Raw genomic sequence first — 24,432 nt, 5'->3', positions numbered from 1 at the left:
CTCGGCCGTAGGTAACCCAGACGAGTACACTTCGTTACCTGCACGACCTACCGAGGAGCATGATGGCGGACGGTCCGACCTACCTCCGGATCGCAGACCTCCTCCGTGAGGAGATCCGCGCGGGCACGTGGAAACCGGGCGATCGGCTGCCCAGCCATTCCGAACTGGCCGAGCAGATGCAGGTCTCGATCACCACCTCGCGCAACGCGATCCAAGTGCTCGTCGCCGAAAACCTCGTCTACACAGCTACTTCCCGCGGCACCATCGTGCGAAACCAGGAAGTGCTGGAATCCGTGGTCACCGACCACATCCGCCCCGATCGGCCGCGGTCGGCGCACGACATCTTCGAGGAGATCGCCCGCGCCGCCAACCGCGAGCCTGCCAAGGAATTCAGCACCAGGATGGAGCCCGCCGACGACCAGGTCGCGCAGTGGCTCGGGGTCCCCGTCGACTCCTGGGTACTGGCCCGCACCGTGGTGCAGTACCTCGACAACGAACCGTGGTCGTGGGAGGTGAGTTTCTACCCACGCGATCTCGCCGAAGCCGCGAGCATCGACTCACCCCATGACATTCCCGAAGGCACGACCCGTCGCCTGGCCGATCGTGGCCACGGCGAGACCGCCCATCGAGACACCTTGACAGCGCGACCCGCCACCGCCGAAGAGGCGGCCGTGCTCGGCGTCGCCACCGGCACCGTCCTGCTCGACCACCTGCGCATCGGCGCCAACCACGAACGGGTCACCCGGGCGACCCGGCATCGTTGTCTCGCCGGCCGCAACCGGCTGGCCTACCAACTCGGCGACGCGGCGGGCACCGCCGTCATCGCCCGCACCCTCGGCATCGCACCCGGACCTGCCGTCGCATTGCCATGACCGTGGCGATGCGCCCGGCCGCCCTGGGCGACCTGCCGCTGATCTGCCGCCTGCGGGTGCAACGCACCGCCTGGCTCACCGCACGTGGGTCCGACCAGTGGACGGTCGCCGGTCGCGGCCGCCCCATCGAGATCTTCGCCGGCGCGGTCGGGCGGGCGCTGGACGCGGGCGAGACCTGGATCGCCGAGGTCGACGGTGAGCCCGCGGGCACGATCACCGTCAACCACCGGGCCGATCCGGGCCTGTGGTCGCCGTGGGAGCTGGCCGAGGCGGTGATCGTGCACTTCATGATCGTCGACCTGCGGTTCGCGGGCCGCCAGGTCGGGCATCGGATGCTCGCCCACGCCGCCCGGCTGGCCGACCAGAAGGACCGCGACTGGGTCCGGCTCGACGCCTGGACGTCCAACCAGCAACTGCACGACTACTACCGCCGGGCCGGCTTCACCCTGGCCCGCATCGCGGGGCCGTGCGCGGACGGCCCGTCCTGCGCCCTGTTCGAGCGCCGGACCGACAGCTGGTGCGGCCCGCCGATGTCCCGGCAGGCCCACCATCGCGCCGGTTCCCCGGCGCTGCCGATCGGTCGCCTGCCGGGCTGACCCGCTACAGCGGCGGCAGGTCGGCGATGTGGACCAGTTCGATGCCCTGACTGCGCGAGACCAGGGTGCCGCGACCGGGCGGCATCTTGCTCGGGCGCACGTCACCGACCAGCTTTCCTTCGTCCCGCGACCCGCTCATGATCAGCGTCTGCACCGACAGGTTCTTCATCGCGCCGAGCACCGGGTCGTAGAGCGCGCGCGACGCGCCACCGATGCGGCGGGTGACGACGAGATGCAGGCCGATGTCGCGGGCCTGGGGCAGGTACTCGAGCAGCGGCGCGAACGGGTTGCCGGAACCGGTGACGACCATGTCGTAGTCGTCGACGACGACATAGATCTCCGGGCCCGACCACCAGCTGCGTTCGCGCAGCTGCTGCTGGGTGATGTCGGAGCCGGGGATCCGCTTGGCCAGGTAGGCGGCGACCTCCTGGATCATCGGCCCGCACGTCTGCGACGAGGTCGAATAGCCCGCCAGCTGGTCGCCCTCGAGCACACCGAGCATGGTGCGCCGGTAGTCGATCAGGATCACCCTGGCCTCGGCGGCGGTGGACTGCTCGGCGATGCTCATCACGATGTTGCGCAGCAGGGTGGTCTTGCCGCATTCCACGTCGGCGAAGGCCATGAAGTGCGGCTCGACGCCGAAATCCAGGACCAGCGGCTGCAATTCGGACTCGCCGAGGCCGACGACGACCTTGGTGCGATCGAAGGTGACGCCCTGTTCCCGCGCGGTGGCGATGACCTGCTCGCGCGGGAAGCTCAGCGGCAGCATGCGCACCTCCGGCGCGCGCCTGCCCGGGTAGAGCGCGATCAGTTCCTCGCGCGCCCTGGTGACGCCGTCGGCGATGGTCGACGGCTCGGAGTCGGAATCCAGGCGGGGCAGCGCGATCAGCATGTGCAGCTGCTCGGCCGTGAGACCGCGACCCGGCCTGCCGACGGGAACCTGGTGCGCGGTACGGCGATTCATCTCCGAATCGCCCGGGTCACCGAGGCGCAGCTCGAGCCGGGTACCGATCTGGTCCTTGACCACCGGGCGGATCTCGGCCCAGCGGGACGCGCCGATCATCAGGTGCACGCCGAACGAGAGGCCCTGGGTGGCGATGGCGTTGATCTGTGGTTCAAGCAGATCGAATTCCTCCCGGATGGCACCCCAGCCGTCGATCACCAGGAACACGTCGCCGAATTGGTCGGCGGCCATCGGGTCGCCGGGCGCCGCGGTGGTGCCGTTGATCTGCCGGGCCTCCAGCGCGGAGAACTTGCGCCTGCGGAACTCGGTCATCGACTCGATGCCCAGCTCGGCGAACCGTTCCTCGCGCTGGCGCATCAGCGTGGTGAGCTCGGCGATGGTACGGCGCACCCGGTCACCGTCGAGCCGGCCCGCGACCGAACCGACGTGCGGGACGCCGACCAGACCGGCCATGCTGCCGCCACCGAAGTCCAGGCAGTAGAACTGCACCTGTTCGGGGGTGTGGGTGGCGGCCGCTGCCATGATGATGGTGCGCAGCGTCGTGGACTTGCCCGACTGCGGACCGCCGACCACGGCGACATTGCCCTGCGCGCCCGCCAGATTGATGGTCAGCACGTCGCGCCGCTGCTCGTAGGGCTTGTCGATCACACCGATCGGCATCCACAGCTGACCGTGCCGGTTCACCGGCGAGCGCCAATCCGGGTCGGGCAGCAGCATGTCGGCGGTCGGCGATTCCTCCAGCGGCGGCAGCCAGACCTCGTGGGCCGGACGGCCGTGGCCGGTCAGCCGCTTGACGACGACGTCGAGCAGCGAGTCCGGGATGCCCTCCTCGGCGACCGGACCGCTCGGCGGTGGCGGCGGCAGTTCCAGCCTGCCGCGCAGGATCGGATCGTCCTCGGTCTCCGGCTGTTCCGGCGCGGCCTCGGTCACCTCGACCGGCGCCGCGGTGAACACCACCGGCCGCTGGCCGCCCATCGGCGCGCCGTCGTCGTCGACGACGGTACCGACCGGCGCCACGTACGGACCGGAGACGTAGCTCGCGTTGAACCGGAGCGGTTCGGACGCATCGCTTTTCAGGTAGCCGGCGCCGGGCACGCTGGGCAGGTGATAGGCGTCGGTGATGCCGAGCACCGCGCGCGACTCGTTGGCCGAGAAGGTGCGCAGGCCGATCCGGTAGGACAGGTGCGACTCCAGGCCGCGCAGCTTGTTCTCCTCCAGGCGCTGCGAGGCCAGCAGCAGGTGGACGTGCAGCGAGCGGCCGAGGCGGCCGATCATGACGAACAGCTCGGCGAAGTCCGGCTTCTGCGAGAGCAATTCGGAGAACTCGTCGACGACGACGAACAGCGCGGGCAGCGGATCGAGCGGAACGCCGGCGGCCCGCGCCTTCTCGTAGTCGTTGACATTGGCGTAGTTGCCCGCCGAGCGCAGCAGTTCCTGGCGGCGGTTCATCTCACCGGCGAGCGCGTCCTTCATGCGGTCGACCAGGGAGAGTTCGTCTTCCAGGTTGGTGATCACGGCCGCGACGTGCGGCAGCGAGTCGAGCCCGAGGAAGGTCGCGCCACCCTTGAAGTCGACGAGCACCAGGTTGAGCGCGTCCGGTGAGTGCGTGGTGACCAGCGAAAGCACCAGGGTGCGCAGGAATTCCGACTTGCCGGAACCGGTCGCTCCGATGCACAGGCCGTGCGGGCCCATGCCGTTCTCCGCCGACTCCTTGATGTCGATCTCGACCGGCGTGCCGTCCGGCGTGATGCCGATCGGCACCCGGAGCCGCTCGCGCGCGGTCCGCGGCCGCCACACCCTGGCCGGATCGATCTGGGCGGCGTCGGGAATGCGCAGCAAGGCCATCAGGCCGGGGTCGCTGGTGGTGCCCTCCCCCAGGCTGACGATCTGCGCCGCCGTCGCCAGCCGGTACCTGGCCAGCGCGCGGGCGAACGCCTCGGCCTCGGCGACGCTGACCTCGTCGGCGGTCGCGAAGCGTTCCACGCCCGCCGCACTGCGCGCCGACACGGCCCCGTCACCGACGACCAGCTGCAGGCCGCGCCGGGCCGCGAGGCCGTTCTCGGGCGCGGTCAGGTCGAGCACGGTCACCGAGTCGAGCCCCGATTCGCTGATGATGCGTTCGTTGCCGCTGATGTAGCCGTCATCGATCACGACGACCACGTGCAGGCGTCCCTGGGTCGGCTGCGGGTTGCGCATGAACCGGCCGCGTTCCATCAGCTCGGTCTGCAAGGCGGATTCGAGCTCGCCGAGCGAGGTGTACATCATCCGGGCCGAGCCGAGTCCGTCGCGCACCGACGGATGCTGCACGTGCGGCAGCCATTTCGCCCAGGCCCAGTGCCCGTCCGGGTCGGCGCAGACGATCGCGACGACCAGGTTGTCCGGGCCGTGGAAGGTGGTCAGTTCCATCAGCATGGCACGCACCAGTTCGCGGCCCTCGTCGAGGTCGCCGCCGATGTTGATGGCGGGGAACGCGCGCAGCGAGACCGCGGTCGGCAGCTCGTGCACCACCGAGTGGGTGCGCACGAATCGGCGCAGGGCCACCGTCGACACCGGCTCGAGGTCTTCCAGCGGTCCGGTCTCCGGGCGCGCCAGCTTGGTGGCGAGGCGATGGCTGCCGACGCCGACCCGCACGTGGCCGAAGTCCGGGTCGTTGGGGCGGCGTTCCCACATCCGCCTGCTGCCGATCAGCGCGGGCAGGTCGGCCGGTTCGGGATGACTCCAGTCCAGCGTCTCCAGCTGTTTGACGCCGGTGTTGCGCACGTCCTTGCGGACCTGATCGAGGTAGCGGAAGTAGTCCTTGCGTTCCTCGTTGAGCTCGACGGCGCGCTTGGGGCCGCCGCCGCGCATGCCCGCCATCATGCCGACCATCGACATGAGCATCATCATCGGGAACATCATCATCATCGGATTGGCCAGCAGATTGCGGCCCATCGAGACCATCATCGCGATCATGCCGACGACCGCGACCACCATGATGACCGGCATCAGCTTCATCATCAGCGGCGACGGGATGGCGCGCTGGATCTCCGGCGGCGGGGTGAGCGCGACTTCACCGCCCGGCGCGCGCGGCGGCGCGATCCGGGGGCGACGGACGAAACCTTCGGTAGCCATCGATCCCTCTACTCGAATTCCTGGTTGAGGTCGGCGCCGCGCCTGCGGAACGGAAACGCGAACGCGGCGCCGATGCCCAACGCGGCCAACAGGGTCAGCGCGCCGATGATCGCGACCCGGCGCGGTCGCGGATCCGGCTCGGGGGCCGCGTAGGGCGCGGCGATCGCGTGCCCCACGTCGGCGCCCTTGCTCGGCGGCTCGGCGGCCAGCGGCGCGGTGAGCGCGGCCAGCGGGTCGATCAGCCCGGCTCCGATGGCGTCGTCGCGGCCGCGGCCGGGCGCGTGCGAGGTGCGGGTGATCCGCTCGATCACCTGCTGCGCGGACAGCTCCGGATAGCGCGACCGGATCAGCGCGGCCAGCCCGGCCACATACGGTGCGGCGAAACTGGTTCCGTCGACCGGCTGCACGCCCTCCATCGTCTGGACACCGTCGACCAGGCCGGCACCGCCCGGCTTGCTGTCCAGCGACACGATATTGCGCCCGATCGCGGCGGCCCCGATCCACGGACCGCGCAGCGACAGCGCCGAGGGCTTGCCGTCGGCGTCGACCGAGCCGACCGCGAGCACGTAGGGGGCGAACCAGGCGGGCGAGGCCACGGTGGTCACCGAACTCCAGCCCGAACCCTCGTTCTGGTTCTGGCACGGGCCGCCCTGTTCCACATTGCCCGCGGCCGCGACGACCACCACATTGCGGTCGTAGGCGTACTTCACGGCGGCGCCGAGCGCGCCGTCGGAGGTGTTGGAACCGGCCGGGGTACAGGCCACTTCGGAAATATTGATCACCGTCGCGCCCATGTCGACCGCGCGCACGACGGCGCCGGCGAGGGTGAGGACGCTGCCGTAGCCGTCGCTGCGCAGCGAGCCCTGTCCCTTGTCCGCGCCCCGGTCCTTGGCCTCGTAGGCGAGGCTGAGCTGACGGATGGTGAGGATCTCCGCCTCGGGCGCGACGCCGACGAACGCGTCTTCGGGGACGGGACGCGCGGCGATGATGCCCGCCACCAGCGTGCCGTGCCCGTCGCAGTCGACGGTGCCGTCGGAGTCGCTGACGTAGTCACCGCCCGCCTGGAGCGCGGGCAGCCGCGGATGCCGGTTGACGCCGGTATCGATCACCGCGACCTTCTGGCCCGCACCGCGGCTGAACTGCCAGGCCGCGGGCAGGTCGAGCACCCGCTGAGCCATCGGCGGTTCACTCGGCGCGTTGCCGCGCAGCACGGGTTCGGCGCACAGTTCGCGCTGTTCGGTGGGCTCGAGCGGGGCGGGTCTGCCGCTGAGCGCGAGCGCCGCGTCGAGCGCGCCCTGGTCGATCCGGGGCGGGGCGATCGCGCCAGCGGGCGCCGGGAAGCCCGCGACCGTGCCGAGCACGGTCGCCGTACAGGCCAGCCGCAGGACCGCGCGCCGCAGGGGTGCGCGGGTCATATGTTGCGGGCGGTCGAGTACACGTCCATGACCCACAGCGCGAGCGGGACCATCGTGATGATCAGCAGATACTCGAAGATCTCGATCATCCGCCTGGTCACCGGGGTCACCTCGAGATGCGGGCCGATCACGCCGAATCCGATGACGCTGCCCGCGGTCAGCAACAGCAGGGCGACCGCGACGAATTCCAGCGCGTCGTGACCGAGCCCGAGACCGGTCAGCAGCGCGATCATGATGAGCGCGCCGGTGGTGATCAACGTCGCGGCCTGCACCAGGTCGGCGTAGGAGCGTCCGCGCAGGCAGAGCACGATCGCGGCGACCGCGGCGAGCGCGACGCCACCGGAGTGGAACGGCCCGAGCGGATCGGCCGCGCCGACGGCGCCGAACAGCGCGGCCACCGCGCAGGCGACGACCAGTCCCGTCTGGATCTGATTGGCGACGCGAGCGCGTTCACCCAGGCCCGCCGCCGAGGGCAGCGCGATCGCGCCGACCGCGCCGATGCCCTCGATCGTCGGGCGCTGTTCGTGGTCGGCGGGGTCGATCGCCCCACCGGCCGTCGGCACCGGCGGAATCGGCAACCGGGCCGCCACCGCGGCCAGCCGCGGCACCGACGACAGCAGGATCACCGCCGCGACGAGCACTCCGGCGAACAGCTTGGCCAAGCCCGGATGCCACAGCAGGTAGACGGTGCCGGTCACCGCGCCGAACACACTCAGCGTGATCGCGGCGGCGAACAGGCCGGCCCCGATTCCGGTGATCCGGTAGCCCGCGACCGCCGCGACCAAAAGCACGACGCTGCCGAGCAGCACCTGCCCCGCGCCGAGCTGACCGGGCACGAGCAGCGCGCCGCCGCCGAACAGCAGCAGCAGGGCGTCGAGCGAAAGCCAGTTGGCGGTCATCGAATCGGCGAACTTGCGGGCGGCGATGCCGGCCGCCGCCGACGCGGCGATACCGGTGCCGAGCAGCGCGAACGCGGGGACCAGCGGATCGCTGTCGGCACGCGAGACCGCGAGCAGACCGAGCGCGGCGACGATCGCGATCGTCGCGATCACCAGACCCGCCCAGCGGGCCGCGGCACTGGACCAGCCGCGGAACTCGCCTGCGGTGAGCCGGGATACGGCATCGATCACGTCGTCGAAGAGCGCGGGCGCCTCTTTGCGCGTCACCGGGCTGAGCACGAGCAGCTCGCCGTCGTAGACCTCGGCCTCGGTGAGGGTGCGGCTGGGCGCGAGGGGGTCCTGCCCGAGCCGGGCCAGGGTCCAGTGCTGGGCACGGACCGGGGCGGAGTCCTCGTCCCCGTCCGGCAGTCGCGGATCCCGGGAACGGATCAGCGCCACCAGGTCGCCGATGAATCCGGCGATCGGTACCGTGGCGGGTAGTCCGATGTCGAGCTGCGTATCACCCCCGATCACTGAAACTCGGCATAGTTCCGGCTCATTGCCCAACAACGTCGACACCAGTGATGAACTCTCAGTCGTAGCTGACTACTTCCGTTGCGACCACACGGCAGCGTTACCTAATCTAACGGACAGGGCAAACCGGCGCGATCGAAGTCCCGCCGCCGGATTGAACAGCAGCTGTCCACCAGACGAAGATTTCGGGGTCCGACACCACATGCCAGACATTCGCCAGGCGCAGCGTGCCTTCGACGCGGGCGTCCTCTCGCTCGGTCTGTCCATCGACGGTCAGGAGTCCGCGCGCGACGAGGAGTACGCGAAGCTGGCCTTCCAGCGCGCGACGGAATGGGATTCGTCGATGTGTGACGCGTGGCTCGGCCGCGCCGCCGCGGGCGAGTTGACCAAAGAGGTGCTGTTCAATCTGCATCGCACCAGCCTCGATTCGCTCGGTCGCGAGCAGCGCAGGCTCGGCCTGGCGCCGCGGGCGATGGCGGGCCGCTTCCTGCCCGGCCTCTACATCGACTACCCGCTGGCCGGGCTCACCGAGATCTGGCTCGCCTGGGCCGCGCAGCTGATCGCCGACAAGGACTACGACCAGGCCGAGCAGGTACTCGACAAGCTCGCGGAATTGCGCGCCGCCCGCGCCGACGATCCGGACAAGCAGATCGACGACCGGATCAGCGCCTACATCCGCGGCATCATGCACTACAACACCCAGCGCTGGCCCGACGTGATGACCGTGCTGGCCGGCTCGGCGGACTGGAAGGACCCGTACCTGGCCACCGGCGCGAACGTGATGGTCGGTACCGCCTGCGCGCAGCTCGGCCTGTTCGGTGAGGCCGTGCGGCGGATGGAACAGGCCGAGGCGGGCCCGATCCCGTCGGCCAGGTTCACCGCGATGTACAACCGCGGCCTGTGCCTGCGCGAGTCCGGCAACGAGGCCGAGGCCCAGAAGCTGTTCGAGCAGGTCTATTCCCAGCTGCCCGACTTCACCGCCAACACCAACGCCATGCGCGACCGCACCTTCCGGATCGTGGTCACCACCCGCGAGGTGATCGACGCCCGCACCGACAAGTGGGACCCCACCTCGGCGCCCTCGCTGGCCGCGATGAACGAGGCCGCCGCCGAGGATCGCGCGAAAACCGTACTCGCCGAGGCACGGGCGCAGCTGGACAAGCAGGTCGGACTCGCGTCGGTGAAGAACCAGGTGGCCAAGTTGCAGTCGTCCGCGCAGCTGGCCAAGATCCGCGCGGGCAAGGGCCTGTCGAGTCAGTCCCGGGGCCAGCACCTGGCCTTCACCGGTCCGCCCGGCACCGGTAAGACCACCATCGCGCGCGTGGTCGCCAAGATCTACTGCGGTGTCGGACTGTTGAAGACCGACAAGGTGGTCGAGGCCAAGCGCGTCGACTTCGTGAGCCAGAACCTCGGTGGCACCGCCATCAAGTCCGAGAAGCTGATCGACAGCGCCATGGACGGCGTGCTGTTCATCGACGAGGCGTACACGCTGATCCAGACCGGCCTGTCCGGCGGTGACGCCTTCGGTCGCGAGGCCGTCGACACCCTGCTGGCCCGGATGGAGAACGACCGCGACCGGCTCGTGGTCATCATCGCGGGTTACGACGGCGAGATCGACCGGCTGCTGGCCGCCAACGACGGTCTGGCCTCCCGCTTCGCCAAGCGTCTCCAATTCCCTTCGTACACCGCCGAAGAGCTGGGCCAGATCGGCGAGATCGTGGCGAACGGACGCGATTCGCAGCTGGCGCCCGCGGCGCTGGAGACCCTGATCGAGACCTGCGGGTTCCTCTACGACCTGGAGAGCACCGACCAGAGCGGGCAGCCGCGCCGCGGCGTCGACCTGGCGGGCAACGGCCGCTTCATCCGCAATGTGATCGAGGCGGCGGAGGAGGAACGCGAGTTCCGGCTGGCCAACACCGACGGCCTCGACCTGGCCGAGGTCGACGACGACGTGCTGATGCGGATCGAGGAGACCGATATGCGCACCGCGCTGACCGGCATCGTCGCGACCCTCAATGTGGGTCAGGTACCCAATCTGAGCTGAGCCCGAACGTCGCGGCGGCCCCGGCCGCCGCGACGTCGACTACTTGGTCGCGGACGGCAGCGAATCGTAGCTGGTCAGAGCGTCTTTCGCGGAGAGCGTCGGGCCGGGGACCAGCTGGCCGATGATCGACCACGGCGCGAGTCGCGGCTTGTCGCCCAGCCCCAGGACCGCGGCGGTCGCGGCGTCGGGGATGCCGTAGCGAATCCCGTTGTCGGCCACGTAGAACAGCGACTCCCGCCGCAGGCTGCCCGGCTCGGTGCCGGTGACCTGCACGAATTCGCCGGTGCTCGGCGGCAGGTAGACCGCGTCCATCCGGTCGCCCGAACCGTCGGCGGTCGCGAGGGTCACGGGCTTCACCGAATCGCTCAGCGGCAGCTTGGTTCCGGCGAGCAGGGTCACCGTGGCCCGTTCGGCCGGGCCGTCGACGGAGCTGCCCTGCGCGGCCGCGACACCCGGGTTCTTCGCCCAGTTCACACACGCCACCGGGGCATCCTCGGCCGCCAGGATGCGCGGCTTGCGCTCGGGGAAACCGTCGACCGGCAGGGTGTGCAGCACCGGCATCCGGTCCAGCGCGTCCGGGGCCAGTGCGGCGATCTCGCGCATGCCCCGGGAATCGGCGTTGCGCAGCAGGTCCGCGGTGAACTCCGAGACCCGCTGGACCCCGTCGGCCAGCACCACATACATCGTTTCCTGACCCGCGGCCTGCACCCCGGTCACCGAGATGATGCCGCCGATCGGCACATTCGACAGCTTGCCGGGGCCCGGCTCGCCCGCGCGCTCGATCGTCGGCACCGCCAGCGCCGGCGCCTGCGTGGTGGCGCCCAGCACCGCGCTGCCGATCGGGCGGACCTGCTTGCCGGACAGGCCGAGGGTGCGCGCGACCACCGAGTTGTTCGGATCGAGTTCGGCCCTGGTCCCCTGGTACACCAGGTAGGTCTTGTCGTCGCGGCGCACCAGCAGCGCGTCGTCGGCGCCGGTGGCGCCTATCCGGTCCCCGGTTTCCGGCTTGCCGACGATGGCGGTGGTGAGTCCGCCGGTGGCGCCGGACGCGCTGCCGGAGGCCGAGAGCTGGGTGGTCTCGCACAGCGTCCAATTCGAGCTCGCGCCCTGCTTGGATCCCGGCATGGCGGCGGGCGCGCCCGGGATGCCGAGCAGCGGGCCGCGTGGCATCGAACCGAGCTTGTCGTCCTTCACCGATTTCGGCGTCTGCGCGTCACCGGCGATCAGCCGGGCCGAGGCCAGGTTGAGCACCGGGTGCAGCGTCTTCTCGCCTTCCTTGGCCTCGACGACCACGTACATCGCGCCGCTCTGCTTGCCGCTGACGATCAGCGCGTCGCCGATCGCGCCCTGCGGCTTGAGAAAGCCGAGAATGGCCGCGCCGGCCACGATGATCAGCCCGAGCACCGCGCCGACCATCATCGACCGGCTCTGCGACCGCATCGGATCGTGCAGCATGCGCACGTCGCGGCGGACCAGCGCGTGGTCGAGCCTGCGCAGGAGGAAACGATAACCGTTGACCTGGGCCTTGGTTGTCAGCTGTGCCGGCACAGGGACTCCATTGCTGCGTTGATCACCATCTCGTCGGACACGGTACCGTAAATCCGGAATTGTCCTTCACCATGATTCGACGGATGCCAAGCAGGGACAACGATTTTGAACAACAGTATGAACGGCGGGCAAACCGCCGGCGACAATGCCTACGACACGCTGCGTGACCCGGAATTCTGGCTGTTCCGGATGTATCCGCTGCGCGCGTGCGTGCCGGTCGCGGTGCTCGCGGCGATCGTGGCCTGGGTCGTGCTGGCGACGACGAATTCGGGCTACGGTGCGATCGGCGGGGCGGTGGCCGTGCTGTTGATCGGGCTCGTCCCGATCCGGCGGCGCACGCTCGCCGTGCGATTCGGCGGCTGGCTGGGGCGCCGCCTGCGCGGTCGCACCGAAACCCTGGACCGGGCCCCCGCCTTCGACGTGCCGCTGCCCGAGGGCGGCGGCTGTGGCGTGCGCTGGGACGGCGATCTGCTGCTGACCATGCTCCGCATCGATCCGCCGCCGGACACGCTCACGCTGCTGCGCCGCGGCACCCTCAGCGCCGACCAGTTGCTGCCGATGACCGAGATCGCGCGCTGCCTGGACCAGTTCGACGTGGAGCTGGTGAGCATCGACGTGATCGCCACCGGCGCGCGCACCGCGGGCACCGGCGCGGCCGCGCACCTGTACGACCGGATCCTCGGCCCGCTGCCCGCCATCGCGCACCGCACCTGCTGGCTCGTGCTGCGGCTGGACCCGGTGGCCAACGCGGCGGCGGTGGACAAACGCGGCGGCGGCGCGACCGGCGCCCTGCGCACCATGATCATCGCCACCCGTCGGGTCGCCAATCGGCTCGCCACCCACGGCATCGACGCCGCGGTGCTCACCGCCACCGAGATGAACAGCGCGGTGCGCGAACTGACCCACGGCTTCGACCCGCTGCGGCTCACCGAGTCGGCGCACGGCCTCGAGTCCGAGTTCGGCAGGCACCTGACCCACTACCAGCTCACCGCGCCGATGATCGGCACGAACGGGCTGGCCGAGATCTGGTCGCTGCCCTCCCTCTCGACCACGGTGACCCTGCGTCTGCACCCCGGCGCCCGTCGCGTCGGACGCGCGTACGACAAGGCGGGGACCGTCGTGCTCAACGCCGTCGTCCGCTTCGATTCGGTGGCGCCCTACGAGCAGGCGCCGGTCGCCGGACTGCGCGAGCTGCCGGGCAGTCAGCGCCGCATCCTGCTGGACACCCTGCCCATCGGCGCGGCCGATGACCTGGGCGGCCGGGACGGCTACCGGGGCACGCTCACCGCGCTCACCGACATCTCGGTGCCGACCACCGGCTGTGGTCAGCTGATCGGGGCCGACGAGCGCGGTCAGGGCATCGCGGTCCCGCTGATCGGCGCGGGTACCCGCCACGTCGACGTGATCGGCAATCTGGATCTGGCCCAGCAGGTCGTCCTGCGCGCCACCGCGCTCGGCGCCCATGCCGTCGTGCACACCGCGCGGCCGCAGGCCTGGCAGTCGATGGTCGCGAACCTCGCGACCCCACAGCTGCTCTCGATCGCGCCGAGGGCGGCGGGCGCGACTCCGCAGACTCCGCCCGGGCCGCCGCCGGTGCCCGCGGCGCCCTACCCGACGACGACCGTGCTGGTCTTCGACGGTATCGCCCCGACCAGCCACCTGGGTGGCGCGACCATCGTCGAGGTCCGCACGGCCGAACGCGATCCGGAGGCGCTCGCCCCCGACGTCACCCTCGTCCAGGACCCGTACGCGCCCAACCGGATCACGGTGCGGACGAGTACCGGTAGCGCCACGGTGTCCATGGTGACGACGCCGGACGAGATGCACTACATCGGCGAATCCCTGGCGGCCCGCTGATTTCGACAAAACGGGGCGTGACTCGTGCCGTCGGCACTGTCACGCCCCGTTTTCCGTCGGGCCCTCAGGGAGCCACGCTGGAGCGCTCCGGCGCTCCGGCAACTCAGAAGTCGGCGAAACCGTCGCCGACCTTGCCGTCGGCCTCGAGCGCGCGGTTCAGCGCGGACTCGACCTGAGCGGCGAGCTTGTCGAGCTTGTCGAGGGTGTCGGTCAGCTCGGTGGTGACGTTCTTGTGCGCGGTGTCGAAGTTCGAGATCGCGTTGTCACCCTGCAGGTTGTTGCGGAAATCCGAAGCGGCGCCCTCGAGTTCGTCGATCTCGCCCTTCATCTTCCCGCCGTAGGTCTGCAGGTCGCTGAACAGCTCGTTCATCGCCGCGGGATCGTAAAGAATGGTCATGAGCTCAGTTCCTGTTCGTTTCTGATTCGCGGTCAGAGGTTGGTGTAGCTGCCGCCACCGCTGGTGGAACCACCGCCGGACAGGCCTGCGCCGTCCATGTTCACGAGGGTGGACTTACCGGTGTTGACCGCTTCGGTGAGCCGGTCGAACTTCTTGTTCAGAGCATCGGCCTCGTCGTGCCAGGCCTGGGCGACCTTCACGAACTCGTCGGAGGCGTCACCCTTCCAGCCGCGGAGCACGGCCTGGGCCGCGTCGTCGATCTGACCGACCGACGTACGCAGGTTGTTGATCGTGCCTTCGAGCTTGGAGACGACGCCGTCTACGCCGCCGGCTTCTACACCTACTGGTCCCTGAGGAGGCATGTGCCGAACCTTTCCTACTTGATGGTTGAAATGGGAGATGGCTTAGTCGGGCCGCCACCCCCCACCGGGAAGCCCCTCGAGGAGCGCACCGACGGCCTGGGTCAGGCGATGATCGGTGCCCGGCGTTATGGTCGACCACACCTGCCCGTCGGGCGCCGTCATCGGCGCGACGACGATCCGGCCGCGCGCGGTGTCGTACACCGCGACCGCGCCAGGGGCTCGGGTGGTCAGCCCGTCATGGTGGACGGTGGCGACGATCTCGGTGTAGCCATGGCAGGAGCCGAAGGCCGCGCCGAGGACGGTCGCCTCGTGCGCGTCGATACCGAGCGCGTACATCGCGTCCACGTACTGGGAAGTCGTTTCGGCGGCGTCCAGGCGCGCCGCCAGATCGTCGGCCGCGACGCTCGCCGCCGCCACCTCCGCCGGCGCGCAGTGCGGCAGCGCGGCGAGCAGCAGGCGGGTCAGTTCACGGTCGGAACCGTCGATCGCGTTGGTGCCGATCTCGAAGCCGCCGCCGATGCGGACGGCGCTGGCGTGACCGGCGCCGCGGCGCGCCAGGCAGATCCGGCGCGCGTCGCCGTCACCGTAGCTGCGCGCGACGAGTTCGGCGTCGGGCTGGGCGAGGGTGTGCAGGGCGTCCGCCAGGTCGGGCTCGACGTCACCGTAGCCGTCGAAGATTCCCGCGGCGGTGAGTTCGGCGACCGCGGCGTCTCTGGCGGCGCGCCAGTCGTCGAAGCTGTCCTGCTGCGGACCCACCGCCAGGACCAGCGGCAGGGTCTGGACGCCGAGCCGATCGGCGACGGCCAGCAGCGAATCGTTGGTGAGGGTGGTCATGGCCGCCCCTCCGCCGTCGTCGTGGACGTGCCACCGGTCTGGGGTGCCGCGCGTTCGGCGACGCCGAGCACGGCGGGGGCAGCCTGGATCTCGCCTTCGGCGACCAGCTGGTCCGATTCCTCGTAGGCCAGACCCGCGCGCGGGAAGCGCGACCCCGCGTCGTGCCCACCGGCGCCGGGCGCCATCGCACCGGGGACGACCGGGGCGGCCGGTCCGGCAGGCGTGGCGACCGGTGTGGCCTGCGGCGCGGTGGTGACCGCGGCGGTGGACTGCACGAAAACCGGTGCGCGATACGCGGTCTGCACCGGTGCGGGCAGCGACGGCAAGGCGCCGAGGCCGATCGCGCCGAGCCCCGACATCCCGGCCGCACCCGGCGACGCGGGGGTTCCCGCCTGCGCCGACTGTTCGCCGGCCAGCGCGGTCTCCGGCGCGATCGGCGGTGGCGGCGCGTGCAACCAGGGCGTCGCCAGTGGTTCGGTGGCCGCCTCGTAGCTGCGCATCACCCGGGAGGCGACCGCCTTCGCCACATCGGCATCGGCGTCGGTCTGCGCCGCGATGGCCTTGATCGGGGCGCCGAGCGCGGTGCCGACCTGTTCCAGCGCCTGCTGCATCGCCGTGATGGCCGCGATGTCGGCGCTGTTCGGCATCGCCAGTGCCGCCACCTCGTAGGCGAGGACCTGGGCTTGCAGCCGCGCGGCATTGGCGGTCGCGGCGGCCGCGGTGTCGATCAGCCACTCCCGCAGAGTCGAGATCCGTTCCCACACCTGCTCGCTGCTCCCGGACTTCCAGGAGCCGCGCAGGGTCTGCAGCACTTGCTCGTAGTCGAGCACGGCCGCGCCGAAGGCCGCGGCGAGCCGCGTCCAGGCGGCGGCCGCGTCGGCCATCGGCATCGGTCCGGCACCGGTGGTGAGGTCGGTGGCGAGCTTGTGCGGCTCGCGCGCCTCCCACACCACTCCGGTGAAGCCGGGCTGCGGTGGTTCGATCATCGGTGATGAATGCCTTTACGCCGCGGGCCCGTTGAAGCCGGTGGTGTTGTCGGTTTCCATCTGGTCGAACTCCGAGACCTGTGCCCGCAGGGTGGCGGCGAGCTTGTTCATCTCGTGCGCGCCCGCCTCGGCACCGGTCAGGTAGTCGTCGGCGACACCGTTGGCGGTGGTCGCGGCGCGCGCGGACACCTCGTCGACGCCGGCCGGGGCCACCCGGAGGGTCGGGGCGACGGCCGACAGCTCGGTGGTGAGCCGGTCGGCGATCCCGTCCAGTGCTGCCGCGGCTTTGCTCGCCGCGGCGGAATCGAATTCGAAGGTGTTGCTCATCTGCTGCTCCTGTCGTGGTCGTGCCGCGTCACAGTGAGAGTTCTTTGTCCGGTGGCGCTTCGGTGGTCACCGGTTCGGCGGCGCCGACGACCGGAGTCGCCACCCCCGCGATCTGGCCGACGACTTCGTCGCCGTGATTGCCGGTGACCAGCTGTGAGTGCACGGCCTCGCTGCCGCCACCGTCCACCGCGCGGGCCATCGGCATACCGGCACCCGCGCCCGCGCCCATCGGCATGTAGCCCGGCGCCGAGCCCGCCGCCGAGGCGGTGGTCGTACTCGCGCCACCCGAGGTGGTGCCGCCGAGCGCGCCGGTCGCCCCGACGGTGGACAACCCGCCGGCGCGTCCGCCCTGCCACGGGCTCAGCGGCGACGACACCGCGCCCGCGCCGCCGATCGCGCCGATGCCGCCGATCGCGCCGCCACCGCCGCCGGCGCCGGACAGGCCCTCGGCGGTTTCGCCGTCGGCGTCGGTGATCTCGGTGCCGGTGCTCGCCGCGTCATCGGTCGTGCCGGTGGTGCTCGTCGACAGCGAACTCACCTGCTCGGCCAGCGAACCCAGCGACGACACCGCGGTGCTCGCCGTACTGATCAACGGCGAGATCAGGCTCATCAGCTGGCTCAGCGAATCGCTGCTCGCGTCGACACCGGTGGGCGCGTTGGTCACCTGGACCTTCTCGCCCGCCTGCGCCATCTCGCCGCTGCGCGCCACCATCTCGGCCTTGGTCTCGGCCGTGATGGCCAGGCCTTCGGCCATGGCCTCCATCGTGGCCGCGATCAGCACCGCTTGACCGCCCGGCGTCGCCGCGTAGAGCGGGGCCAGGGCCAGGGTGGCCGAATAGCGCGCGATCACCGCGGCCAGCTTGGCGCCACCCACGGCGACATTGCCCGCCGCGTGGGTGAGCACCGCCTTCTCCTGCGTGCTCTGCGTCGCCAGTTTGGCGCCGTCGGATTGCGCCGCGGTCGCCTTGTTCGTCGCCTCCATCGCCGCGGCGCTCTGCCACAGCTGCATCACCGTCTGCAACGCGGTCGACCCGAGCGACATCGCCGTCTCGAGCACCGAGGTGATGTTCGACAGCGCGTCGGTGGGATTCGACGACGTGCCGGACGTGGTGCCGGTACCGCCGAGCGCACCGGTGCCGAAGGCGGAGGCCAGTTCGGTGAGCGGCTGCATCAGCGCGGTCAGGTCGATCGTCGGCAGCGCGGGCATTTCCGGCAGCTGGATGAACTCCGGCAGCTGCGGTAGCTGCGGCAGACCCATCGAGCTGAGCACCTGGCTCACCGGCTGGTCCAGCATCGGCGCCAGGGAACTGCCGCGCAGCAGATCGAGCACGGTCGGATCGACCGATGCCATCGCACCGGCCGTGCTTCCCCCGGGATATGTCATGGCTACTGATCGACCGCGGCGATGCCCAGCTTGGCCGCCCCGTCGGCACCCTCGTAGGTCGACGCGGCCTGCGCGGCGGTCAGCGCGGTACCCGCGTGCACCGCGGCGAGCTGCGCCACCGAGGTCAGGTGGTTGGCCTGCGCGTAGGCGAACGACAGCAGGAATTCCTGGCCGATCAGGCCGAAGACGGGCACCGCGGCGGCCATCGTGGCGGCCTGGTCGACCGCGCCCGCCTGGGCGACCCCCGCCGCCATGGTGGCCGAGGCGCCCGCGTACGCACGAACTGCATCGGGAACTACCGCAACGTGATTCATGGCTCTCGTCCAATCTCGAAACAGCCCATGGTGTTTCGTTACTTTATCTACCCGTCGGAAACCCGCGCCACACAAATCGGTGGTTAAGACCAGTTGAATCTCACGTGCCGGTTCGGTTATAGGCCGTCACCAGCTCGGCGCGCTCACCGAACGCCCGGTGCGCGGCGGCCTGCGCGGTCTGCACCAGCACCCGCTCGAAATCGGCCGGCGACAGCGTGCTGACGGCGGTGGTGAACTCCAGCCCGATCAACGCGCCGCTCCCGTCGACGGTCACCGTGACCGCTCCGTCGGGCGAGGTCTCCTGCGCCCTGATGCCACTGGTCGCCTCGGCCAGGTCCTGCAGTCGATAGAGCTGGCCCTGCACCTTCGCGATCAGCTCGTCCATGGTTTCGACCATCGCCGTGTCCTCCCCGCTCCGCTCGCTAGACCGACCGTAGCCAGCTGTCCGGCTCGGTGTCGTACTCCTGCTCCTCGACGATCTCCGCCGCCGCGACCTCGGCCTCGGTCGGCAACCCGGTCGCGGCCAGCAGCGCCGGATCGAACCCGGCCGCCGCCAGCTGATTACGCCGCGCCAGGCCGGCCCGCTTGGCCGACTTCTGGCACAGCCGCAGGATCTCGGCCGCCAGATCGGCGGGATCGCGGCGCAATTGATCCGGGTCGACGGTGATACCCACCGGCAAGCCCTGCTCGGTGGTGCGCACCGCGATCGCGCCGGTCAGCGACGACGCGCTGAACTCGGTCGGAAACTCGTCCATCGATTCCCCTCCCATCCGCCCTATGCCCGATCATCCCTGATGGCTCTGACAACTTCGGCGATCTGGCTGTTGATCAGCGAGACCACCCGCCTGCGATCGGCGCCGACCGCCACCGGCGGCGTACCGGGAACGATCACATAGCGACCGTCATCGGTCAGATCGCGCCACCCGAGCCGCAATCGGAGGATCCCCCTCGGCCCGAAGCGCGACCAGCCCTGCTCGATGTCGATGAAGCCGTCACGGTCCAGCCGGGCCTGCTGAAAGGTCTGGGTCTGCACCGCGGCGTCGTCGTCGTAGTGCTGCACCAGCGAGCGGCCGTACGAGTGATCGAACTGGTCGCCGGAGGGTTCGTCGAGGGTGATCTCCCGGCCGCGACCGGGTTCGGCCGCGGGCAGTTGCCCGGCGACAACATCACCGAGGGACAGCGCGTCGTGCCGGGTGATGACGAATCCGTCTGCGTGATACAGGGTTCGGCCCGGACGCTGACGCACCAGATAGCCGACGTCGCCCTTGCGCACCGCGAGCATGCGCACCGAGAGGGTGGGATCGGTGAGCCGTTCGCCGCCTCCGTACCCGCGCACGATCACCCGAATATCGGGCTTGGTGAGCACCTCGATGATCTCGTCGAGCTCATGCCCCCAGCGCTGCTTGACCGTGATCCAGTCCTGCCTCAGCGCGAACTCCGCTTCGTCGGCCGAGCACGGCTCGCTGGAGTGGATGAACGGCTCCGGCATGTACTCGGCTTCGAGACCGGCCCACAACGCTTCGAACTCCGCGCCGGTGAATTCCCAAGTGGGCGTCACTGTTCCACCACCGGCCTCGCGACGATCGGCGCGTCGCCGAGCGCTTCGTCCAGGTGCTCCACCGAGTCGAGGTAGTCGGCGCGCTTGTGCTCCTTCTGCTGGCCCTGTCCACCGGCACCGGCACCACCCATCGGCGCCATCGGCATGCCGCCCATCGGCGAACCCGCGGCCGACGAGGCGACGCCGGCCCGGAACGCCGACTCCATCCCGGTGGCGGCCGACGCGCGCGGGAACAGTTTGGAGGCGCTGTCCAGACTCGGTGAGAGCGGGGCGGCACCCGCACCGGCGCCACCACCGCCCGCACCCGAGCCACCACCTCCGCCACCGCCTTTGCTCGCGGCGCTGAGTGCCTTCTTGGCCTGTTCCTGGAGCGAGCTGAGCCCGGCCGCACTCGGAATCCCCGCGAGCGAGCTCTGTTCCGCGGCCGAAGTAGCCTGTTCCAGCGCGGACTGCGCGGCGGAACTGGCCTGCTCGAGACCGGATTGCAGGGCCGAGGTCAGCTGATCGGTCGAGGACGAACCAGAACGGGAGCCGGAACCGGATCCCGTCGAGCCATTGGAACCGAGCCCACCGTTGCCGTTGGTGTCCGCGCTGCCGTTGCCCAACTGGTTACCGGACTGCTGTTGCTGCAGTTCGGCCATCGCCTTCTTGAACGCGGCGGAGGTGTCACCCGAACCCGAGCCGCTGCCCGAACCCGACCCGGAGCCACTTCCGCTGCCGTTTCCGGAGCCGTTTCCATTGCCGTTGCCGTTCCCGGTCCCGTCTCCGGAAGTCGGCGCGGTCGGCTCGGGCAACGCAGCGATGTGACTCGAGGTGGCGTTGACGCCAGGAACGTAGGTCGACATCAGGACATTCCGCGCGTTCTTCGCGGCCTCTTCCTTCGCAGCCTGCTGCTCGCTCTGCTTGACAGACGACGGGATGTACAGCGTGCTGTCCAAGCCTTGTTTCGTAGCGGAAAGCCAGCCGGCCGCGTACTCCAGCGCGACAGAAATCTGGCCCATCTGCTCGATCAGCTTCTGGTTGCCTTCGTGGTACGCGTTCATCGCCGCCCTGGCTCGGGTGGCACCGCCCGGGCTCGTCCAGTTCTTCGAACTGTCGCCAACCTTCGTGTTCAGGTCATCGAACGCCGGCTTGACTTGATTCTTGAGCAAGGTCCAGTCCGCGGCCGCCGTCCGCAATCTGGCGGGCACGCCCTCGATGGAAACCCGGATCGCGTTGAGTTGCTCGTAGTTGTAGGGCCCGGGGTTCTCCGCCGTCACTTCGGACGGATCGAAGTTCTTGCCATTGCTGAGCTCGTTCGGAATGTTCGCCGAGCCGGCGGCCGGCATGGGCACGAGCGGCGGGACTTGGGTGGTCACGCCGGGGAGGTACGGGGGTGCGCCCTGCGACACCGGCGGTATGGCCACGACAGGCGCAGAGGAGCTGACTTTGTCACCCTTGGACTTGCTCTGCTCGATAGTGGTGCGCAGCTGGTTCATGTCGACTCCGCTGGCGGTGTCGGCGCCCTTGTAGCTCTTGGCCGCATCCATGAAGGTGTTGGCGACATCGTCGAGGATCGTCTGGTGCTTGCCCAGGACGGTCGCCAGCTCACCGGCCTTGTCCGAGAACTGTTTCGCCAGCTGCTGCCCCGAATCCAGCGAGGAGAACCGCGCGAGCTGCCCGACCAGGTCGGTGGACAGTTTGACCGAGTTCACCTTGATCCGGGCATCGGTGGCCGCGTTCACCAGATTCGGCAACGCCGACGGCTCGAGGACCAGCGCCCCGTCTGAAGCCGATGAGCGCAGGCCCGACCACTGTTGGGCCGCCGATGGTCCAGTCGGTGTCATGTCCGAGAGCCTCCCTGTCGTCCTGATCACCACCGCCGTCCCGCCGCGCGGCGCTCCCAGGACACCGCCGATTCGCACGGCTTGCTAACGATTCTACGGTCTGACAGATGAATTCCGCATGTACAGCGGCGATCCCGCCGGTGGCGGGGGCGCGAGCATCCGGGTCACCAGCCCGCGTCGGTGGCGGTGCGCGACGGGTCCCGCGAGCCGTCCTCCTCGTCGGACGAGAGTCGTTCGCGGTCCGGCGAATTGGGTGGCTCGAGGGAGGCCTCGACCGGCTGCGGGATGGCGAATCCGTCCATGTCGTCGACCAGTTCGGTGATCTTGGGCAGGCGGGAACGCTCGCTCTGGATCGGCGCCATCATCTCCTGCGTCCTGCGGGCGACCTCGGCCGCGGCCTGCTGGGCGGCCTCGGTGACGGCCTTGGCGATCTCGGTGTAGGTGAGATCGTCGATGTCGGGGGTGAACTTGGTCTCGATGACCTTGTAATCGGCGTTGACGGTGACCGTCACCCGCTTGCGCACGGTGGCGCTGGCGATGATCTTCGCGCGATCCTGCTGCACCTGCGCGATCGCCAGCATCTGCTTCTGCACCGTCTCGAGGATGTCGGCCATCTGCGCTTTGGCGTGTTCGTTGGTCATTCCTGTTGTCCTCTCACTTCGCCAGGCCGACGGTGTGGGTACCGAGCAGACCGGCGAGATTCAGCTCGAACCAGGCGGAATCGACGTTGTAGATGTCGGCGGGGAAGACCCTGGTGAACGCTTCCCTCGCCACGGCGGCGCGTTCGGCGGCCTCGACCAGACCGGGGACGGCTTCCTTCTGCGCCTGCGAGGCCTTGTCGCCGAGCAGGCCGGTCAGCACGTCGACGACGGTCCTGGCGTCCCACATGCCCGGCACGGCGGACGCGAGCGCGTCGGCGCCGGCCGAGGCGCCGCGATACCAGCGCCCGCCCTCCCACCAGTAACAGAAGGTGAGCAGACCGTTCTCCGCGCGCCTGTTGATCACCGGGGCGGCGACCCAGTCGGGGGCGCCCTGGTAGAACTCGGGCATCGGCAGGTCGTTGTTGTAGACGGCGTCGAGTTCCGGTGCGTTCCAGACGCCGCCGGAGAGCACCGCCCGATCGCCGGGCAGCAGGCAGAGGGTGGAGCCGCTGAACTTCGAGCCCTCGAACACGTGGAACGCGGGGGTCACGCGCGGGCCCCACTTGGAGCCGACCGCCACGAACGCGGCGGCGATGAGCGCCCACCGGCGGGCCATCACGTCGAGCGCCGGGAACTCCACGCCCGGCGCGGAGCCGACCGGGTTGCGGCCAGCGGCGGCGTCGGCGCGCGCCTGCTCGGCGGCGGCGAGTGGACCGCGGATTTGCCGGTTCTCGTGGTGGATGTAGGCGGCCAGCCAGACGGGCAGCCGGTCGCGCGGGTAGATCTCGATGTCGGTGCGGTACACCGTGGGTGGGAAGAGCTGGTCGTCCGGGAACGGCTCGTCGCCGTAGTCGAAGTCGACGTCCATCCGGCCCGCGTTGGTCAGGGTGAGCAGGTAGCGCCACCACGGCCCGTCGCCCATCGTCGCGGACACATGCCGGTGCTCACGCAGCAGGTCCAGCAGTTCCGGGCTCGGGAACACCCGGGCGAAGCGTTGCTGCTCGTCGTGGAAGACGACCATCGACACCTCGGCCGCCGCGGTCATCGCGAACGATGCCTCGACCTTGGTCCACCCCGGCGGGCCGAGCGCCGCCAGCGTTTTGGCGATGCGATGACTCAGCGCGGCGGCGCGCTCGGGTATCCCGTCGTCGGCCACCACCGTGGTGAGGGTGAATCCGAGATCGGGATCCCCGGCCAGCTCGTCAGCCACTGCGTACTCCTTTGCCTAATCCCGGTTCTCGCCGTACCGCGCGATCTCGGCGCCGGTCTCGTCCCACGTCGTCCGGGCGAGCAGCGCGCCGTCGGGACCGAAGACGGTTTCCTCCTTGCGGTTCCCATTCGGGAACCAGCTACTCCACGTGCCCGCTTCGTGCCGGTCGGCGTATTCGCCGGTGTAGCGCGGGGTTCCGTCGAGGTACCAGCCGCGGATCGGTCCGTCGCGGTAGCCGTCGGCGTAGGTGGACAGCTCGGTGACGGCGCTGCTCGGTGCGGGGCGGCGGAACTCCTGACCGGTGAACGGCACGTCACGGTAGTACATGCGGCCCTGCTCGTCGTCCCAGCGCAGGTCGGGGTCGTCGGCCGCGACCGCGTCGACGGCGATGCCCTTGCGGGTGCGCTCGTCCTCGAATTCGATCAGCTCGCCCACCTCGTTCCAGCGCGAGTGGGTGAGCAGGGTGCCCTCGATGTCGTAGACGTCCTCGAGCCGCCGGGTGCCGTCGGGAAACCACTCCTGCCAGGTGCCGACGGGGCGGTTGCGGTAGAACTCGCCGTTGTAGCGCATGGTGCCGTCGGGGTACCAGCCCGACCAGTCGCCGTCCCGGTCGCCGTCGTCGTAGCTCCAGTACTCGCGCCAGGTCCCGTCGGGACGCGTCAGGGTCACCGCGCCGCTGTACGGCTCACCGCGGTACGACAACGTGCCTGTCGCCGCGTCGACCACCACATCCGGATCGCTCAGTTCGATCGGATCGTCACTCACCCGGGAAAC

22 protein-coding genes are annotated in these 24,432 nt (G+C 70.0%); 4 read left to right on the top strand and 18 right to left on the bottom strand.

Annotated features, from left to right (window positions below):
• The first annotated feature begins 62 nt into the window (after positions 1–62).
• Positions 63–872: a GntR family transcriptional regulator gene (locus tag AB0H54_RS18235; RefSeq protein ID WP_357346498.1), complete on the top strand. Its 810-nt coding sequence runs from the start codon at positions 63–65 to the stop codon at positions 870–872.
• Entirely contained in the window at positions 869–1,468 is a 600-nt protein-coding gene (locus AB0H54_RS18230) for a GNAT family N-acetyltransferase (RefSeq protein ID WP_357346497.1), read from the top strand. The genes AB0H54_RS18235 and AB0H54_RS18230 overlap by 4 nt, the downstream gene beginning before the upstream one ends.
• A 4-nt stretch (positions 1,469–1,472) precedes the next feature.
• On the opposite strand, the gene eccCa is transcribed toward AB0H54_RS18230, so the two are convergent.
• Genes eccCa through eccD form a run of 3 tightly spaced genes read right to left on the bottom strand, consistent with a single transcriptional unit; the run spans position 1,473 to position 8,415 of the window.
• Positions 1,473–5,543 carry a type VII secretion protein EccCa gene (gene eccCa, locus AB0H54_RS18225; RefSeq protein WP_357346496.1) on the bottom strand — a complete coding sequence of 1,357 codons (4,071 nt, stop codon included), beginning with the start codon at positions 5,541–5,543 and terminating at the stop codon, positions 1,473–1,475.
• An 8-nt stretch (positions 5,544–5,551) separates the two neighbouring features.
• Complete coding sequence (gene mycP, locus AB0H54_RS18220; protein WP_357346495.1) at positions 5,552–6,958, bottom strand: type VII secretion-associated serine protease mycosin; 1,407 nt, start codon at positions 6,956–6,958, stop codon at positions 5,552–5,554.
• Entirely contained in the window at positions 6,955–8,415 is a 1,461-nt protein-coding gene (gene eccD / locus AB0H54_RS18215; RefSeq protein WP_357346494.1) for a type VII secretion integral membrane protein EccD, read from the bottom strand. The genes mycP and eccD overlap by 4 nt, the downstream gene beginning before the upstream one ends.
• Before the next feature lie 157 nt (positions 8,416–8,572).
• Between eccD and eccA the strand changes: the two genes are divergently transcribed.
• The gene (gene eccA / locus AB0H54_RS18210) at positions 8,573–10,414 is read left to right on the top strand and encodes a type VII secretion AAA-ATPase EccA (protein ID WP_357346493.1); all 1,842 of its coding nucleotides are present in this window, start codon (positions 8,573–8,575) and stop codon (positions 10,412–10,414) included.
• 39 nt (positions 10,415–10,453) lie between these two features.
• On the opposite strand, the gene eccB is transcribed toward eccA, so the two are convergent.
• Positions 10,454–11,962, bottom strand: coding sequence for a type VII secretion protein EccB (eccB, locus tag AB0H54_RS18205; protein ID WP_357346492.1), 1,509 nt, complete (start codon positions 11,960–11,962; stop codon positions 10,454–10,456).
• A gap of 117 nt (positions 11,963–12,079) precedes the next feature.
• Here eccB and eccE point away from each other — a divergent pair, with 117 nt between their 5' ends.
• Positions 12,080–13,819: a type VII secretion protein EccE gene (gene eccE / locus AB0H54_RS18200; protein WP_355271348.1), complete on the top strand. Its 1,740-nt coding sequence runs from the start codon at positions 12,080–12,082 to the stop codon at positions 13,817–13,819.
• A gap of 103 nt (positions 13,820–13,922) precedes the next feature.
• On the opposite strand, the gene AB0H54_RS18195 is transcribed toward eccE, so the two are convergent.
• The 14 genes from AB0H54_RS18195 to AB0H54_RS18130 form a co-directional block, all read right to left on the bottom strand.
• Positions 13,923–14,216, bottom strand: coding sequence for a hypothetical protein (locus AB0H54_RS18195; RefSeq protein WP_022567327.1), 294 nt, complete (start codon positions 14,214–14,216; stop codon positions 13,923–13,925).
• Positions 14,217–14,248: 32 nt separating this feature from the next.
• On the bottom strand, positions 14,249–14,578 hold the full coding sequence (locus AB0H54_RS18190; protein WP_218717557.1) for a WXG100 family type VII secretion target: 330 nt from the start codon (positions 14,576–14,578) through the stop codon (positions 14,249–14,251).
• Positions 14,579–14,620: 42 nt separating this feature from the next.
• Positions 14,621–15,412: an ESX secretion-associated protein EspG gene (locus tag AB0H54_RS18185; RefSeq protein WP_357346491.1), complete on the bottom strand. Its 792-nt coding sequence runs from the start codon at positions 15,410–15,412 to the stop codon at positions 14,621–14,623.
• Positions 15,409–16,398, bottom strand: a complete 990-nt coding sequence (locus tag AB0H54_RS18180) for a PPE domain-containing protein (protein WP_355271344.1) — start codon at positions 16,396–16,398, stop codon at positions 15,409–15,411. The genes AB0H54_RS18185 and AB0H54_RS18180 overlap by 4 nt, the downstream gene beginning before the upstream one ends.
• A 15-nt stretch (positions 16,399–16,413) precedes the next feature.
• A complete protein-coding gene (locus tag AB0H54_RS18175) occupies positions 16,414–16,725 on the bottom strand; it encodes a PE family protein (RefSeq protein WP_357346490.1) in 312 nt (103 codons plus the stop codon).
• A 28-nt stretch (positions 16,726–16,753) separates the two neighbouring features.
• Positions 16,754–18,076, bottom strand: coding sequence for a hypothetical protein (locus tag AB0H54_RS18170; RefSeq protein ID WP_357346489.1), 1,323 nt, complete (start codon positions 18,074–18,076; stop codon positions 16,754–16,756).
• A gap of 35 nt (positions 18,077–18,111) precedes the next feature.
• Positions 18,112–18,423: a type VII secretion target gene (locus tag AB0H54_RS18165; RefSeq protein ID WP_355271339.1), complete on the bottom strand. Its 312-nt coding sequence runs from the start codon at positions 18,421–18,423 to the stop codon at positions 18,112–18,114.
• A gap of 100 nt (positions 18,424–18,523) precedes the next feature.
• Positions 18,524–18,820: a YbaB/EbfC family nucleoid-associated protein gene (locus tag AB0H54_RS18160; protein WP_357346488.1), complete on the bottom strand. Its 297-nt coding sequence runs from the start codon at positions 18,818–18,820 to the stop codon at positions 18,524–18,526.
• A 25-nt stretch (positions 18,821–18,845) separates the two neighbouring features.
• A complete protein-coding gene (locus AB0H54_RS18155; protein ID WP_355271335.1) occupies positions 18,846–19,178 on the bottom strand; it encodes a hypothetical protein in 333 nt (110 codons plus the stop codon).
• A 20-nt stretch (positions 19,179–19,198) separates the two neighbouring features.
• Positions 19,199–19,981: an ESX secretion-associated protein EspG gene (locus AB0H54_RS18150; RefSeq protein ID WP_357346487.1), complete on the bottom strand. Its 783-nt coding sequence runs from the start codon at positions 19,979–19,981 to the stop codon at positions 19,199–19,201.
• The gene (locus tag AB0H54_RS18145; RefSeq protein WP_357346486.1) at positions 19,978–21,717 is read right to left on the bottom strand and encodes a hypothetical protein; all 1,740 of its coding nucleotides are present in this window, start codon (positions 21,715–21,717) and stop codon (positions 19,978–19,980) included. Before AB0H54_RS18145 ends, AB0H54_RS18150 begins: the two co-directional genes overlap by 4 nt.
• A 254-nt stretch (positions 21,718–21,971) precedes the next feature.
• Positions 21,972–22,448, bottom strand: a complete 477-nt coding sequence (locus tag AB0H54_RS18140; RefSeq protein WP_357346485.1) for a YbaB/EbfC family nucleoid-associated protein — start codon at positions 22,446–22,448, stop codon at positions 21,972–21,974.
• Positions 22,449–22,461: 13 nt separating this feature from the next.
• A complete protein-coding gene (locus AB0H54_RS18135; protein WP_357346484.1) occupies positions 22,462–23,658 on the bottom strand; it encodes a hypothetical protein in 1,197 nt (398 codons plus the stop codon).
• A 15-nt stretch (positions 23,659–23,673) separates the two neighbouring features.
• Complete coding sequence (locus AB0H54_RS18130; protein WP_357346483.1) at positions 23,674–24,423, bottom strand: hypothetical protein; 750 nt, start codon at positions 24,421–24,423, stop codon at positions 23,674–23,676.
• Between the last annotated feature and the right edge of the window lie 9 nt (positions 24,424–24,432).

It is taken from the genome of Nocardia sp. NPDC050718 (genome assembly GCF_040654235.1).
In the GTDB taxonomy this organism is placed as follows: domain Bacteria; phylum Actinomycetota; class Actinomycetes; order Mycobacteriales; family Mycobacteriaceae; genus Nocardia.
The sequence above is the reverse complement of the archived record's forward strand: the minus strand, read 5'-3'. Positions and strand labels throughout refer to the sequence as shown.